The sequence below is a fragment of the Peribacillus sp. TH27 genome (genome assembly GCF_016650915.1).
Classification (GTDB): domain Bacteria; phylum Bacillota; class Bacilli; order Bacillales; family DSM-1321; genus Peribacillus; species Peribacillus butanolivorans.
In genome coordinates this window covers 3,280,505-3,295,321 of sequence record NZ_JAEKEV010000002.1, presented here as the reverse complement: position 1 = coordinate 3,295,321, position 14,817 = coordinate 3,280,505, and the positions used below count along the sequence as shown (strand labels likewise).

The window sequence follows — 14,817 nt, the reverse complement described above, 5'->3', positions numbered from 1 at the left end:
TTTCGTTATTGTCATTAGCTAGAAAAATTATAGACGAATCTAGCAGAATTGCAAGTTAAATTTCACAAATGCAGTTCTTATGTTTAAAAATTTCTTTTTTTTCCATAATAGTAATAGATTCTTTTTATAAAAAGAGAGGTGAAAGCAATTGGAGTTAATTCCAAGCGAACGATTTAAAAGGACAACTAAATATGTGCGGGCCTTTATTATTCTTGCCACAATCGGACTTACAATACTCTTTGTATTGCTTCTCTCTTTACTGGTGTATGCAAAAATATTAGGTCCGCCGCCTTTGGTTGTGCCACAGTCCACTCTCTATTATAGTGATAGCGGAAATGTGATTGGTGAAACCGATAATGGCCAGAAACGTTATTGGGCTGGAATGGAATCGATTTCTCCACAGCTTATCAAGGCTACTGTTGCGGTTGAGGATCGACAATTTTACACCCATAAAGGCTTTGATATAAAACGAATCGGCGGAGCTATCCTTGCCGATATTCGTGCAAGGTCGAAGGTCCAAGGGGCAAGCACGATTACCCAGCAGTATGCCAGGAATCTGTTTCTCGGCCATGACAAAACGTGGACGCGAAAGTTTAATGAAGCCTTTTATACGATACGGCTGGAAATGAACTATTCCAAAAAGGAAATTCTAGAAGGCTATCTAAATACGATTTACTACGGTCATGGCGCCTATGGAGCTCAGGCCGCTAGTCAATATTACTTTGGCAAAGATGCTAAGGATTTAACTCTTTCAGAAGCGAGCATGCTAGCCGGGATACCTAAAGGGCCGTCCAACTACTCTCCATTGGATAACTTGGAAAAAGCAAAATCAAGGCAACAAATTGTCCTGCGAGCCATGAAAAACAAAAACTACATTTCAGAAGCAAATATGGATAAAGCCTTGCAAACAGCTCTTACATTAAAAGGCGAGCACGGGACTGTAACCAATAAAACAGCCCCTTATTTCCAGGATGCTGTTAAGCAGGCTTTAAAATCTCAGCTTCATATAGATGACCGGACGATTGAACTGGGCGGGCTTAAGGTTTATACGACTCTTGATGAAAAACAACAGGACATTGCTGAAGAGGTTCTTTCTACTACCATACCCAAGTCCTCAGACATTCAAGCTGCTATAGTCGCAATGGATCCGGGCACAGGGGAAGTCCGTGCATTAGTCGGTGGTAAAAATTACACAGAATCACCGTTTAATCGTGCCACACAGGCCGTTCGCCAGCCTGGTTCTACGATGAAGCCATTGCTCTACTATTCAGCACTGGAAAATGGTTTTACACCATCTACCACCTTGAAAAGTGAGACAACTACGTTTTCTTTTGATGATGGTCACTCTTCTTACACGCCGCACAATTACAATCATCAATATGCGGAAGGCGAAATCACAATGGCTCAGGCCATTGCTCTATCGGACAATATCTTTGCCGTAAAAACGCATTTGTTCCTTGGTGAACAATCTTTGGTAGATACGGCGCATAGGTTCGGCATCACTTCGAAAATGGATGCTGTTCCATCTCTAGCACTTGGCACGTCAGGTGTTCGAGCCATTGAAATGGTTAATGCCTACAGCATTCTGGCTAACGGCGGTAAAAAAGTTGAACCCATCTTTATCAAAAGAGTTGAAAATCAAAAAGGCGAAGTGATTTTTGACCATACTAAGAAAACGGAACAGGTTCTGGATGCGGATAAAGCCTTTGTAATGACCGAGATGCTTACAGGGGTTTTTGATGAAACTTTAAATGGCTATACGAAAGTGACTGGCAGCACAATCAGTTCCCAGTTGACACGCCCATACGCTGGAAAGTCCGGCTCCACCTCTACAGATAGCTGGATGATTGGCTACACACCGCACCTTGTTGCCGGAGTTTGGACGGGTTATGATCAAGGAAAGAAAATCGAAGTTCCAGCTGAAAAAAGCTATGCGAAGAAGATTTGGGCTTCCTATATGGAAAAAGGCCTACAAGGACAACCCGCAAAATCGTTTAAGGAAACGGAAAATGTAATCGGAGTTTATGTGAATCCTGAAAGCGGTAAATTGGCAACGAAGGCCTGTCCTGCTTCGAGGTTGACCTACTATGTTAAAGGAACTGAGCCAGTCGAATACTGTGCAGAGCACTTCAAGGGCAAGAATTCAAAACGTACTCCGAAGGAAGAAGAACAAAAGACTCCATGGTACAAAAAAGTATTAAAGCCATGGGGATAACGAAAAACCCCGAAGCCGGTAGCGGCTTCGGGGTTTTTCTGTCCTAGTTCCACAGTGTCTAAACTGCTGTCTTTAAGTTTACTGATTTTATCTGTTTCCTACAAGTGCATTTTTCACTAAACTTCAAATTTCATACATTAATACATTAAATCACATTCAAACCGTCAATGACTGCTTGAGCTGGGCTGATGAGCGTTCCCACATGCCTGCGTCATGGTTTTTCAGGAAGTCCGCAAGTATCCGCTTTGATTTGTCATCCATGTCGTCGACGATGATATGTCGTTTTAGCGATTTATCCATCCGGTTAACATGCTCCGGAAGGGATTTGTACCCGCGTCTAATTGAACGATCGACCATCATTTCACATGCTGTCACACCTGCATAATGCGGACCATTTTGAGTGGCTTCAATAGTCACCCAAACAAGCCAGTAAGGTTTGGCATTCGGGACCTCTTCCTTAGTCTTTAAAAATTTGATTCCTTTTTCCACTGCACTTCTCGCATGCATCGCCCCAATATCGACCTCGGCTTCGCCCGCGTCAACATCGATGATGACCGGAGAAATATTATCGAGCGTCAAAACCCCAGCCCCATATCCGCTATGACCTTTCATCGGATCGTTTTTAATAATATTAAACCCTACCTTTTTCTTTGGTTGTTCTTCCATGTTTATATCCCCCTTTATTGTTTGTCATTCCTTATCAGTTAAAAAAACAAAAGTGAAAAAAATTGACTCAAGGTGCCACCTACAAATGGCACAACTTTATTCAAAACCGGACTAATTGTATAACGGCTCAGCGGTGTGATAATCAGAATCAAAAAAATCAGGGAGCCATATTGTTCATACTGGGTCATTTTTGCCCGCAAGTCTGCTGAAACAAGATCTTGTACGATCCTATAACCATCGAGCGGTGGTAGCGGTATCAGATTAAATACAAATAAAAGGATATTTAAGTTTATTAGAATTCTTAAGAAGGTCTCGACGAAAAAAGGTAAATCAGGTCCAACGCCTGACGCAAGCAACCCGTAAAAAATTAAAAACCCCAAAATTGCAACAAGCAAATTACTGAACGGACCGGCAAAAGAGACGAGTACTCCTGCCAATTTTGGATTCTTAAAATGAAAACGATTGACCGGGACAGGTCTTGCCCAACCAAATCCGGCTATCAAAATCAGCAGTGTTCCTATCGGATCCAAATGCTGAATCGGATTCAATGTGACTCTTCCTTCATTCTTTGCAGTCGGGTCACCGAACTTATAGGCTACATAAGCATGGGAAAATTCATGAACCGTAAATGCGATTAACAGTGACACAATGACATATGGAAGTTCTTCCAAACTATATGCCAAAAACCGTTCTATTTGCTTCAAGAATTGCATCAATAGCTCCAATAGCTTCTCCCCCAATATTTATTACCGTTAGTATACAACAAAAGACCAAGAAGTGAAAAAACTCTGATTTCAGTATCTTGCAATTCCATTTCCAATGTGAAACACTACAACATAAGGGGAAAGGGGGGAAAGAATATGCCATATGTAACAGTCAAAATGCTTGAAGGCCGTACGGACGAGCAAAAAAAGGCTTTAGTTGAAAAAGTAACCGCAGCGGTTACGGAAACGACTGGAGCACCAGCTGAAGCTGTAACGATTTTCATTGAAGAAATGACAAAAAATCATTTAGCAGTAGCAGGCGTCCGCAAAAGCGATCAATAGATTTACATAATTAGGAAAAGCTAAGCCATCAATTCGGCTTAGCTTTTGTTTTTAATTGATCAATATATACATATGCTTCATCAATTTCTTCAAGCGTATATTTTTGCTTACTTTTCAATGTAAAGATCTTTTCGATAACCTCTTCTTTTTCCAAAGTATCGAAGTAAAGCACCGTCGAAACGAGCTCCAAAAAACGGGCATTTTGTTCGTTCATATCCAGTAAGCAAGCTTCAAGAGCGGGCATCTCCACTTCCTGTATGGATAGGAAATCCTGTCCAGCATCCGTTATAGAATAACAGTACTGGTAATAACCTGCTTTTTTTTCTCTTACTTCATTCAAGTAACCCATATCGCAAAGCTCTTCAATTCGTAAGGTCAACTCCTCCGAATACGGTCCGTAAAAGTGAAACTGAAACTTTTCATGAAACGGAAAGGACAGCTTCTTCGCGATATACACGATTTTTTGTAGTTTTTTCCGACCTGAAATTTCACCAGCAGTAGAAATCGCATTGATAATGTTTGCATGATCCTTAAACAAGGCTCGTCACTCCTCACCAAAAATGTACCACTTTAATCCGAAAGCTCCAAAAGCTTACGAATTTGTTTTTTAATATTTTTCTTCGTTGATTCATCGCGCAATAAATCGGATGGATAATACAATTTATGATCCGTTCTTCTTTTCCCCGAAATTGCATCGACTATTTCAGATTCACGTGACAATTCACGGATTTCCCCATTATTTTTCAACAAGTGAATCGGTAGTCTCTCCTCTTCCTCACCTGGCCGGTAAAAATCATACGGCAAATCGGATGAGGAATCGACGACGAGATAATAATCCGGATCGATTCCTGCCTTCTTAAATAATGTTCTTAACTCCATTAATCTGTTCATCTGACTATTAGATGGATGAAATTCTACATATTTAAATAGTTTACGGTTAACGAAGCGAGTGCATAAATCCTTTAATATCGCATCATTTTCCTCTTCCCATGCTTCAAAATAATAGAGCATCACAGCTTCATCCATTTTCAAATAGTCTGCTAACGTTACTTCTCCCTTAAACAGAGAATAAAAATGATGAGGTTCCTGAGCAAACTCATAGCCGGATTCATATAAATGCTTCGCCCTGTGTAATATTTTGGTAAGAATGACTTCCGCACTCCTCGTCACTGGATGGAAATAAACCTGCCAATACATTTGGTAACGGCTCATAATATAGTCTTCCACCGCATGCATCCCACTTTGCTTAATGACGGCATGCTCTTCACGAGGCCGCATTACCCTCAAAAGCCGTTCCATATCAAAATGTCCATAACTTACCCCAGTAAAGTATGCATCCCGTTGCAAATAATCCATTCTATCGGCATCAATCTGACTCGAAATCAGGCTGACTACTAATTTGCCTTTATACGTTTTTGCAATAACCTCTGCCACTTTTTTAGGAAAATCACGACCTACTTTGAGCAGGATTTTATTCACTTCCGTATCACCCACAATAATCTGTTGGGTGAATTGCTCGTGATCTAGGTCAAACACCTTTTCAAAAGAATGAGAGAATGGACCATGTCCTAAATCATGCAGAAGTGCCGCACATAGAGAAAGTAGCCGTTCCTCTGGTTTCCATTCCGGTCTGCCTTCGAAAACATCATCAACGATTCTCCGGACAATCTCATATACCCCAAGCGAATGGCTGAGTCGACTATGTTCCGCACCGTGAAAAGTTAAATAAGTCGTCCCCAGTTGCTTGATTCTACGAAGACGTTGGAATTCCTTCGTCCCAATTAAATCCCATATAACCCGGTCACGAACATGTATATATCGGTGCACCGGGTCTTTGAATACTTTTTCTTCCTGTAATTTTTCGCCGGAATATCCCATGAACTACCCTCTTTTTCATATTCTCATTGCTTTCATTATAGCGTGTTTTGACAAAAAACCCTAACTCACCCCTTGATAGCAAGAGGGACCATTTTGTAAGAAAACGGAAGTTTTTATCGATTTGCGTATCGAAAATAAGGAAATAAAAAATCACCGCAGTTTGTTGAATCTGGGTGATGAATGGCGTGTTTCATTTATCAAAAGTAGTCAATCTACCCTAATTATCTATCATGAATTCTACTTTAGTTTTTTATTAATTTTATCTAGTAACTCGTCTTCCGTTGGAGCTGCAACTGGACGGTTATTGACAAAGGCAAATGATTTCTTTCTGCCTGGACCGCAATAGGATTGACAGCCAATTTCAATTTTCGCATCGGGATCAAGCTTTTCCAGACGGGGAATTAACGTTTTAATATTTACCGCCAAGCAGTCATCACACACTCTGAATTCATTGGACATCCTTCGGTCACCATCCTTTCTATGACAAACTATTTTTCATCCCATTTACATAACTAAAGGGTATTTTACCGTTTCTACCTATTAATATCAAGAGGGGTAGATGGATGTGAAAAGGGAAGTCCAGCCAAAAGGAAATGGTGTAATTAATGATTTCTGAGTCAGTGCATCCTTTATTTTCCCTAAAATTACAAAAAACTAGTATCCTTTCAACCTTTTTGTATAAAAAATCCAGATTTTGTCCAAAATGCTAGTAGAACACCCCATAAATCATTGCCACACGATATTTTATATAGTTATTTATTTTAAAAGTTACCAGAAAGGGAGTATGTAGAAATGAAGGTTCGTCAAGATGCCTGGACAGAAGAAGATGATTTGCTTTTAGCAGAAACGGTATTGCGCCATGTGCGGGAAGGCAGCACTCAGCTGAATGCTTTTGAGGAGGTTGGGGACAAGTTAAACCGCACCTCTGCCGCTTGCGGGTTCCGTTGGAATGCAGTCGTCCGCCATAATTACGATAAAGCTCTTTCCCTTGCTAAAAAGCAGCGCAAGCAGCGTCAAAGGATTCTTGGAAAAGATCAAGGAGGGAAAAAACGGCTTCTTTATACACCGCCGTCTCCAACGATTACTGATATTATGGTTCCTCACCTACAAGAAGAGGAACTAGAATTAGAATCCGAAGTAGAAACTACTAATTATGAAACAGCAGAAGAATTCGTTGTGGCTGAAGCTTTCATGCCAAAGCATCAGAACATACCAGTAACACTAGAAAAGACTATGAACCTTGATACGATTATAGCCTATTTAGAATCTATGAACGGCCGAATGCTTCAGGCTGAAGTATTAAAAACCGAAAATGAAAGATTGAAGCTCGAAATTAAAGGTCTGAAAAAACGAAATGAAGATCTTGAAAATAAGATCAGCCATCTAGAGCAGAACAGCGGCTTGATGCAGGAAGATTATGAGACTTTGATGAATATCATGAATCGGGCAAGAAAGCTGGTCTTATTAGAGGAAGAGGAACGGCCAGCAACAAAGTTCAAAATGGACCGAAATGGAAATTTAGAAAAAATGGCTGAGTAACAAAAATAATGTGGGGTTCTGCTTACAGATCAACCACATGGTAAAGGCCAACCATAGGTTATCTCAGATCGAAAAAGAGAGTCTAAAAAAGGCTCTTTTTTTCATGGCTTCAAGTGATAATAGTTGAAAGGACTAAAGACGTGGCTTATCTGATTTTACTTTGGTTTCCAATCTCTGTTCCTTTAACAGTTTCAGTGAATGATAACATCATATTGAAATGTGAAAAAGCTGTTTCCAACTTACAGAAACAGCTTTTTCATATCAGTCTTCTTTTAATGAATCAAATACCTTATCATTACGTTCTACCACTCTTGTTAAGTAAGCTTCGTATAACGGCCATTCTTCCACTGAAAGAGAATCGGAGAAAATCCTACCGCTATGTTCCTTCAATACATGCAGGAATCTAAGCATTACGTCCTGCACGCTCAATCGCACGTCTAATAGTTCTGAAAGGGAAGCCATTACAGATGGCATGATATCAGGATAAGTAAATTTTGTTTCTGCATCTCCTTTAGCGGCTTCGTAAAAACCCTTCACAAGACTGGCTCGCTCTGCACCGCTTCCATTGACGCACAAGTAAATTTGCACCGCTACTCCATTGCGAATCCGACGCTGAGATATACCGGCAAACTTTCTCCCATTTATACTTAGATCATAGCTTCCAGGGCAATATGAACCGGTGATTTCCCTTGCCTCCATTTCGACTTGGAAATCAGCAAACATCAATTGAACAAGCTCCCACATCGCATCATATCCACGGTTGATTTCAATTTTCCGCTCATTTTCGGGGAAAATGAGCGATAAATTAAGAACTCCCTCATCCAGCACAACTGCAAGCCCTCCAGAATTCCGTACAATGGCCTGGAAATCGTGTTCTTTTAAATAATCCACACCTTTTTTAAGAAAAGGCAGCTTCGTATCCTGAATACCAAGCACAACCGTCTGATGGTGTACCCACGCTCTTGCTACGGCCATTGATTTACCAGACCCTACGGAAGCACAAAACGTATCATCCATAGCAAAGGACTCTAGAGCAGGAAACTGAGGACCGACGGATGATTGATCAATAACCCGCCACTCTTGCTGCTTTAACAATGAATCTGTTTCACACATATAAATCTCCCTCTACTTTTTATCCTTCATGACATGACTTATTGATATTGGGCCACTAAGCCCTGTGCAGCTGTGATAACAGCTAATTTATATACATCCTCTTCACTGCATCCCCTTGAAAGATCATTTACAGGACGGTTAAGTCCCTGCAGGATCGGGCCGACCGCTTCGAAGCCACCCAGGCGCTGTACCATTTTATAGCTAATGTTTCCTGCCTCAAGACTTGGAAAAATAAAAACATTAGCATCTCCTTGAATAGGAGAATCCGGTGCTTTTTGTCTAGCGACCGACGGAACAAAGGCCGCATCAAATTGAAATTCTCCATCAAGAAGAATTTGAGGGTCCATTTCTTTTGACAATTTGACAGCATCAACGACTTTCTGAGTCTCCGAAGATTTTGCCGATCCTTTTGTCGAAAAACTCAGCATCGCCACACGCGGTTCGATATCAAACATAAGGGCCGTCTTCGCACTTTCTACGGCGATTTCTGCCAGGTCCTGGGAATCAGGGTTAATATTAATTGCACAATCAGCAAACACGTACTTTTCCTCGCCACGGACCATAATAAAGGCACCTGATGTTTTTTGAATACCTGGCTTTGTTTTAATGATTCGCAGAGCAGGACGGACCGTATCAGCTGTTGAATGAGTTGCGCCACTCACCATGCCATGTGCCTGTTTAATATGAACAAGCATTGTTCCAAAATAATTCTCATCCAATAGGGTTTCACGGGCTTGTTCTTCAGACGCCTTACCATTTCGTACCTTTACAAACGCTTCGACCATTTCATCCATCATGATATAATTCTTCGGGTCATATATTTCAATTGATTCAAGAGAAATTTTTAATTCCCTAGCTTTCTCTTGAATCAACTCGATATCGCCAATCAATACAGGCGTTACTAGTTTAGCTTTGGCAAGCCTGCCCGCAGCTCCCAAAATACGTTCATCCAATCCTTCTGGAAAGACGATTTTTAAATTATGCCCTGTAATTTTCGATTCTAATATTTGAAATAAATCACTCACTACCGCTTCCTCCTTTTATGTACGCTGCTCTTGTTATTTCTATATCAACCATTCAGCAAAACTTCCATTTTCATCTTCTATTAAGAATACTCTAGCAGCTAGGTAAATTCCAGCCACTTTGGTCACCATCATGAAATCGGCAAATATGAAATTTGTTTGAACACCGAAGAACAGTAACGGTGTTTGCGGACTGATATAAATTTCCTTATACTTAAACTATGTTATATTAAAGATATACTAAGACTTAGGAGTGATCGCAATGAGTGAAGCAGCACAAACACTTGACGGCTGGTATTGTTTACATGACTTCCGTCTGATTGATTGGGCTTCTTGGAAAACGTTATCAAGTGACGAACGCCAATTAGCTATCTCAGAATTCCAAGGTTTACTGGATAAATGGAATACGACTCAAAGCAATAATGAAGGCAGTCATGCCCTCTATTCCATCGTTGGCCAAAAAGCGGACTTCATGCTTATGTTTGCCCGCCCAACAATGGAAGAATTGAATGCAATTGAAAACGAATTCAATAAAACGAAACTTGCAGAATATACAATCCCAGCTTATTCCTACGTTTCTGTAGTGGAATTAAGTAATTACCTAGCAGGTGGAGATGATGAGGATCCTTACCAAAACCCTCATGTACGTTCAAGACTTTATCCGATTCTTCCACAAGCGAAGCATGTATGCTTCTACCCAATGGACAAGCGTCGTGAAGGTGATGATAACTGGTACATGCTTTCTATGGAAGAACGCAAAGGCTTAATGCGTTCACATGGTTTGATTGGCCGCAGTTATGCCGGTAAAGTAAAACAAATCATTTCCGGTTCTGTCGGTTTTGACGATTATGAGTGGGGCGTTACGCTATTTGCAGATGATGTCCTTCAATTTAAAAAGTTAATCTATGAAATGCGTTTTGATGAAGTAAGCGCACGCTACGCTGCGTTCGGTTCTTTCTTTGTAGGGAATATCCTTCCGGAAGAAAGCGTACCCTCTTTTTTATACGTATAAGACATGAGCTTCCGGATCTTCCGGAAGCTTTTTTCTTTTTAAAACCCTCCTTTTATTTCCCCGGCTGTGGAATAAATCTATGACACATCCCATACATTTTCAATAGTGATGAATTTATTTTTTCACATGTTTATTCAACTTAAGGAATATTGACCAAGGCAACGCCTAACTCCAGCGAGGTGAAGGAACTTTACTTCTATCTTACTAGCCCGTCAAGAGGATTTGACTTTACCCGTAAATCATTAAAGGCAACCGTTATGTATCGCTTAAAATTCATTGTGGTTTTTTAAGCCACCCGGGGATTGTCAAGAACAGTGGTATAACCAATACAATACCGGTCGCTATAAATCGCACTGTTTCTTCCAGCCCACGCACTCGGATTGTCCAAATTCCACAAAATCAAATAAACCTTGAATTTAGGAGGGAATGTAATGTCACAAAATAACCCTTATGGTAATTATCCGTACGGAGGAAGCCCATATTACCCCTATGAAAATAATGAGTCTGACCTGCGACAACAGGCTCCTTACCCGCAACAAAATTTCCAGCAGCAGGCTTACCAACAACCATCATACCAGCCACAGCAGCCCACTAAGGCAGGCACGCCTCAACAAATACCTATGCCGATGAATGCTCCCACATCCGGACCACAGGTACCTGGCATGCTTCCAGTCGAGGCATCTTATATCGAGAACATCCTACGTCTAAATAAAGGGAAATTGGCGACCGTTTATACGACGTTTGAAAACAACAAGGAGTGGAATGCAAAGATCTTCAAAGGAATTATTGAGGCTGCGGGACGCGACCACTTAATCATAAGCGACCCGCAAACAGGAAAACGTTACTTAATCCCGATGGTATACTTAGATTACATTACCTTTGACGAAGAAATTGAGTATGAATATCCATTTGGAGGCGCTGGGCTTGCCACGTATTCGCCAAGGTGAAGAAAGCTTTAATGTTATAAGAAACAGGCTCAAATTCTTGTGATTTTGAGCCTGTTTCTTATATGAAAATAACCTAGATAATTCATTTTTCATCCATGATGCAAAAAAAGCTGACCTAGAAAAAGGTCAGCTTTTTTTATAAGTATTTATATGCAGCAATGATCATTAGAACCCAAGCAACCAAGAATGAAACTCCACCAATTGGTGTAATGGCTCCCAGAACTTTGATTTGAGTAACACTAAGAACGAATAAGCTTCCGGAAAACAGGATAATTCCTATCAGCATAAGCCAGCCTGACCAATTAATTAGCGGGCTTGAGATCTTTCCCGCCAACAAACCAAGCACTAATAAACCCGCTGCATGAAACATTTGATAATCGACAGCCGTCTGCCATGTTGCTAAATATTTATCAGGAATTTTCCCTTCCAGTCCGTGCGCTCCGAATGCACCTAGCGCTACGGCAAGAAAACCATTCAATGCTCCTAAAATGATAAACAGTTTCACTTTTTCTTCGCCCCTCTTTATTTAATTTAAAAATCGAATAAGGATGCGCCATTTGCTTCATCCATTTTAACCGGCTCTACATTGGATACAGATGATATAACAGGCTGGGTCAATGTGATTGGCTTTGGAATGCTGATGTTACCAGCTTTTTCATCCACCATTACTTCACATAGAGACTGAATGGCAATTACATACCCCTGCAACTTATCCTCTGAATTTGCCTGTTTCGCTTTCAAGACAAGCTCTTCCATTTTATCTAACATTCGTTTTGATGAAATATCCACCTTTACCACCTCGTCTACATACATGTCAAAACTTTCATACCTAGCATAGCAAAAATTTGAGGTGAAGAAAACATCCTTGCATACTGATCTACTTTTTTAACAGCTTGGATTCAAACTTCATGCAAAGCTGTCCGGAAGAACGAAAAACATCAAGAGATGGTTGGTTTAACGTTTTAAATTGAAAAGCACGGCAGCCTTTTGGAAAATTAGGATCCCAAGTTACATAAAAATGCCTGCACGCCATACAATTTACCCGTTCAATTTTCTTCTCCACATCAACGATTCGAGATTTTCCAATCAATTGGGGATTCCCCCATTTCCTTCAGCAATTGATTTGTTTTAGAAAACGGCTTGCTACCAAAGAAACCTCGTGTCGCCGACAATGGGCTAGGATGGACGGACGTAATGATCTTATGACGGCTTTCATCGATCAAAGGGATTTTAGTTTGAGCCGGCCTCCCCCACAAGATAAAAACAACCGGTTTTTGTCGGTCATTCAGCAAGCGGATAACTTGATTCGTAAAGATCTCCCATCCCTTTCCTCTGTGTGAATGGGCTTCTCCCTCACGCACAGTCAAGACGGTATTCAACAGAAGTACACCCTGGTCTGCCCATTTAACAAGGGAACCATTATCAGGAACCTCACAGCCTAGATCACTTTGTAACTCTTTAAAAATATTTCTTAGAGAAGGCGGAATACGCACCTCCGGCTTCACGGAAAAACTAAGGCCATGTGCTTGGTCCGGTCCATGATAAGGGTCCTGACCAAGAATGACAACCTTTACCTTTTTATATGAAGTAAATTGAAGTGCATTGAAAATATCATCCTGATTCGGATGAATGACATGCTGACTGTACTCTTGTTTTATAAACTCCCTTAGCTCTTGGTAATAATTTTTTTTGAATTCCTCTTCCAACAGAGGCCACCAATCATTTGTTAATATCTGCTTTGCCATCTGCCATAGCCCCTTTCTTCTTTTTATACTATTATATCAAACTCATTTTCTTACCCTTTTTCAAATAGGTTACGATTTATGTTTCTATTTACCCCCAAATTGGGGAAATAGGTAGTTAGCAAGCAATTTAACCATGTTGGAGGATTCCCTATGAAAAAATGGTACAAAAGAAAACGATTTTATCTGCTTGTTAGTATTTTGATCGTCATTACATTCGTGATTATCTATAACAGCTACAAGCCCTTGCCTGATGGCATTTCTTATGAAGGGAAGATTCATCATGTCGAGGATATTGATTTTATTTATGACCTGTCTTATCACGATAAACAGGGAAATCTGCAACATGAGCAGCGAATCTTCCAAACCATCAATCAAGCTATCGAAGAGGCTAATTCTTTTATCGTAATCGATATGTTTTTGTTTAATAATTTTTATGATGAAAAGATAAACTTTCCAAAGTTAACTGAGACTCTAACAGATAAACTGGTTGCCCAGAAGAAAAAGAAACCTAAGCTCCAGGTTATGTTCATTACTGATGAAGTAAATACTTCCTATAACGCCTACCAATTAGAGGCACTGGAAACCCTGAAGCAAAATGACATTGATGTTATTGTAACCAATTTAGATCGGCTACGGGATCCAAACCCGCTCTATTCAGGTGTATACAGGACCTTCTTCCAATGGTTCGGCGAAAGCGGAAAAGGTTGGATTGTGAACCCAATGGCCAAAAGCGCTCCAAAAGTCACCGTGCGCTCTTATCTTAGATTGATGAATATCAAAGCCAATCACAGGAAAGTGATTGCTACAGAAAAGACGGCCATTATTTCATCAGCAAACCCTCATGACGCGAGCGGATTCCACTCCAATATCGCCTTCCAGATGGATGGAAATATCATCGGCGATTTTGTTAAAGCAGAAGAAGCTGCTTCGAAATTCTCAGGGGGTCCGAAGGCATTTCCAGAATTCAAGGAGGCCTCTGCCGATAAAGGGCCGATTTCTGTACAGTTACTAACAGAGGGAAAAATCAATAAACATGTTCTTAAAGCAATTAAGGAAACGGAGAAAGGCGACCAAATCCAGCTTGCCATGTTTTATATTGCCGATCGCCATGTTGTCGAGGCCTTAACAGATGCAGCTAAACGAAACGTGAAAATTCAAATGATATTAGATCCGAATCAAAATGCATTTGGAAGTGAGAAAATCGGGCTCCCTAATCTTCCAGTTGCTGCTGAATTCGAAAAGCTGGGTGATGAAAACATCTCGATTCGTTGGTACAAAACAGATAAAGAACAGTTTCATACAAAGTTGATGATGATTCAAAAAGCAGATGAAATGATTATTATTGGAGGATCGGCTAATTACACTGCACGCAATCTAGATGACTATAACCTCGAAGCCAATGTTGAAATCCACGCTCCGAATGATGCCGAAGTCACCCAGGATGTCGATAACTATTTTCAAAGACTTTGGAAAAATCAAGACGGAATATACACTGCGGATTATAGCGAATATCAGGATAAATTACCTGTTTTCAAATATTTAACCTACCGATTACAAAAGGTGTTCCGTTTCACCACATACTAAATATTATTATCATTATTCCATTGCAAAATGTTTATCCATGTCCAAATAAG

The 14,817-nt window shown here is 40.5% G+C and carries 17 protein-coding genes; 6 read left to right on the top strand and 11 right to left on the bottom strand.

What is annotated here, in order from left to right; translation table 11 throughout:
- Window positions 1–148: 148 nt before the first annotated feature.
- Window positions 149–2,215: a transglycosylase domain-containing protein gene (locus tag JFU24_RS17250; RefSeq protein ID WP_201250222.1), complete on the top strand. Its 2,067-nt coding sequence runs from the start codon at window positions 149–151 to the stop codon at window positions 2,213–2,215.
- A gap of 156 nt (window positions 2,216–2,371) precedes the next feature.
- Here JFU24_RS17250 and JFU24_RS17245 read toward each other — a convergent pair whose 3' ends face one another.
- Both JFU24_RS17245 and JFU24_RS17240 read right to left on the bottom strand, forming a co-directional pair.
- Window positions 2,372–2,881, bottom strand: coding sequence for a YwhD family protein (locus tag JFU24_RS17245; protein ID WP_201222567.1), 510 nt, complete (start codon window positions 2,879–2,881; stop codon window positions 2,372–2,374).
- Window positions 2,882–2,919: 38 nt separating this feature from the next.
- A complete protein-coding gene (locus tag JFU24_RS17240; RefSeq protein WP_201225055.1) occupies window positions 2,920–3,576 on the bottom strand; it encodes a site-2 protease family protein in 657 nt (218 codons plus the stop codon).
- 165 nt (window positions 3,577–3,741) lie between these two features.
- Here JFU24_RS17240 and JFU24_RS17235 point away from each other — a divergent pair, with 165 nt between their 5' ends.
- Window positions 3,742–3,927 carry a 2-hydroxymuconate tautomerase gene (locus JFU24_RS17235; RefSeq protein WP_053348435.1) on the top strand — a complete coding sequence of 62 codons (186 nt, stop codon included), beginning with the start codon at window positions 3,742–3,744 and terminating at the stop codon, window positions 3,925–3,927.
- A gap of 28 nt (window positions 3,928–3,955) precedes the next feature.
- On the opposite strand, the gene JFU24_RS17230 is transcribed toward JFU24_RS17235, so the two are convergent.
- From JFU24_RS17230 to JFU24_RS17220, 3 genes are all read right to left on the bottom strand, one after another.
- Window positions 3,956–4,465 carry a YwgA family protein gene (locus tag JFU24_RS17230; protein WP_053348434.1) on the bottom strand — a complete coding sequence of 170 codons (510 nt, stop codon included), beginning with the start codon at window positions 4,463–4,465 and terminating at the stop codon, window positions 3,956–3,958.
- 32 nt (window positions 4,466–4,497) lie between these two features.
- The gene (locus JFU24_RS17225; protein ID WP_053348433.1) at window positions 4,498–5,805 is read right to left on the bottom strand and encodes an HD domain-containing protein; all 1,308 of its coding nucleotides are present in this window, start codon (window positions 5,803–5,805) and stop codon (window positions 4,498–4,500) included.
- 237 nt (window positions 5,806–6,042) lie between these two features.
- On the bottom strand, window positions 6,043–6,264 hold the full coding sequence (locus JFU24_RS17220) for a DUF1450 domain-containing protein (protein ID WP_053348432.1): 222 nt from the start codon (window positions 6,262–6,264) through the stop codon (window positions 6,043–6,045).
- Window positions 6,265–6,597: 333 nt separating this feature from the next.
- Here JFU24_RS17220 and JFU24_RS17215 point away from each other — a divergent pair, with 333 nt between their 5' ends.
- On the top strand, window positions 6,598–7,344 hold the full coding sequence (locus tag JFU24_RS17215) for an RsfA family transcriptional regulator (protein WP_201222565.1): 747 nt from the start codon (window positions 6,598–6,600) through the stop codon (window positions 7,342–7,344).
- A 261-nt stretch (window positions 7,345–7,605) separates the two neighbouring features.
- Here JFU24_RS17215 and JFU24_RS17210 read toward each other — a convergent pair whose 3' ends face one another.
- Window positions 7,606–8,457: a lipoate--protein ligase family protein gene (locus JFU24_RS17210; protein ID WP_201187528.1), complete on the bottom strand. Its 852-nt coding sequence runs from the start codon at window positions 8,455–8,457 to the stop codon at window positions 7,606–7,608.
- A gap of 38 nt (window positions 8,458–8,495) precedes the next feature.
- Complete coding sequence (pta, locus tag JFU24_RS17205; RefSeq protein ID WP_201222563.1) at window positions 8,496–9,482, bottom strand: phosphate acetyltransferase; 987 nt, start codon at window positions 9,480–9,482, stop codon at window positions 8,496–8,498.
- Window positions 9,483–9,741: 259 nt separating this feature from the next.
- On the opposite strand from pta, the gene hemQ reads away from it, so the two are divergent.
- Entirely contained in the window at window positions 9,742–10,491 is a 750-nt protein-coding gene (gene hemQ, locus JFU24_RS17200) for a hydrogen peroxide-dependent heme synthase (protein WP_053348428.1), read from the top strand.
- A 431-nt stretch (window positions 10,492–10,922) separates the two neighbouring features.
- Window positions 10,923–11,438 carry a spore coat protein GerQ gene (gerQ, locus tag JFU24_RS30355; protein ID WP_082612735.1) on the top strand — a complete coding sequence of 172 codons (516 nt, stop codon included), beginning with the start codon at window positions 10,923–10,925 and terminating at the stop codon, window positions 11,436–11,438.
- Window positions 11,439–11,574: 136 nt separating this feature from the next.
- On the opposite strand, the gene JFU24_RS17190 is transcribed toward gerQ, so the two are convergent.
- From JFU24_RS17190 to JFU24_RS17175, 4 genes are all read right to left on the bottom strand, one after another.
- On the bottom strand, window positions 11,575–11,943 hold the full coding sequence (locus JFU24_RS17190; RefSeq protein WP_056524091.1) for a DUF423 domain-containing protein: 369 nt from the start codon (window positions 11,941–11,943) through the stop codon (window positions 11,575–11,577).
- A 26-nt stretch (window positions 11,944–11,969) separates the two neighbouring features.
- Window positions 11,970–12,227: a YwdI family protein gene (locus JFU24_RS17185; RefSeq protein WP_201187532.1), complete on the bottom strand. Its 258-nt coding sequence runs from the start codon at window positions 12,225–12,227 to the stop codon at window positions 11,970–11,972.
- An 88-nt stretch (window positions 12,228–12,315) separates the two neighbouring features.
- Window positions 12,316–12,528, bottom strand: a complete 213-nt coding sequence (locus JFU24_RS17180) for a hypothetical protein (RefSeq protein WP_053348425.1) — start codon at window positions 12,526–12,528, stop codon at window positions 12,316–12,318.
- The gene (locus JFU24_RS17175) at window positions 12,503–13,183 is read right to left on the bottom strand and encodes a uracil-DNA glycosylase (RefSeq protein ID WP_201222561.1); all 681 of its coding nucleotides are present in this window, start codon (window positions 13,181–13,183) and stop codon (window positions 12,503–12,505) included. Before JFU24_RS17175 ends, JFU24_RS17180 begins: the two co-directional genes overlap by 26 nt.
- A 150-nt stretch (window positions 13,184–13,333) precedes the next feature.
- On the opposite strand from JFU24_RS17175, the gene JFU24_RS17170 reads away from it, so the two are divergent.
- A complete protein-coding gene (locus JFU24_RS17170; RefSeq protein ID WP_201222559.1) occupies window positions 13,334–14,767 on the top strand; it encodes a phospholipase D family protein in 1,434 nt (477 codons plus the stop codon).
- Window positions 14,768–14,817 lie beyond the last annotated feature (50 nt).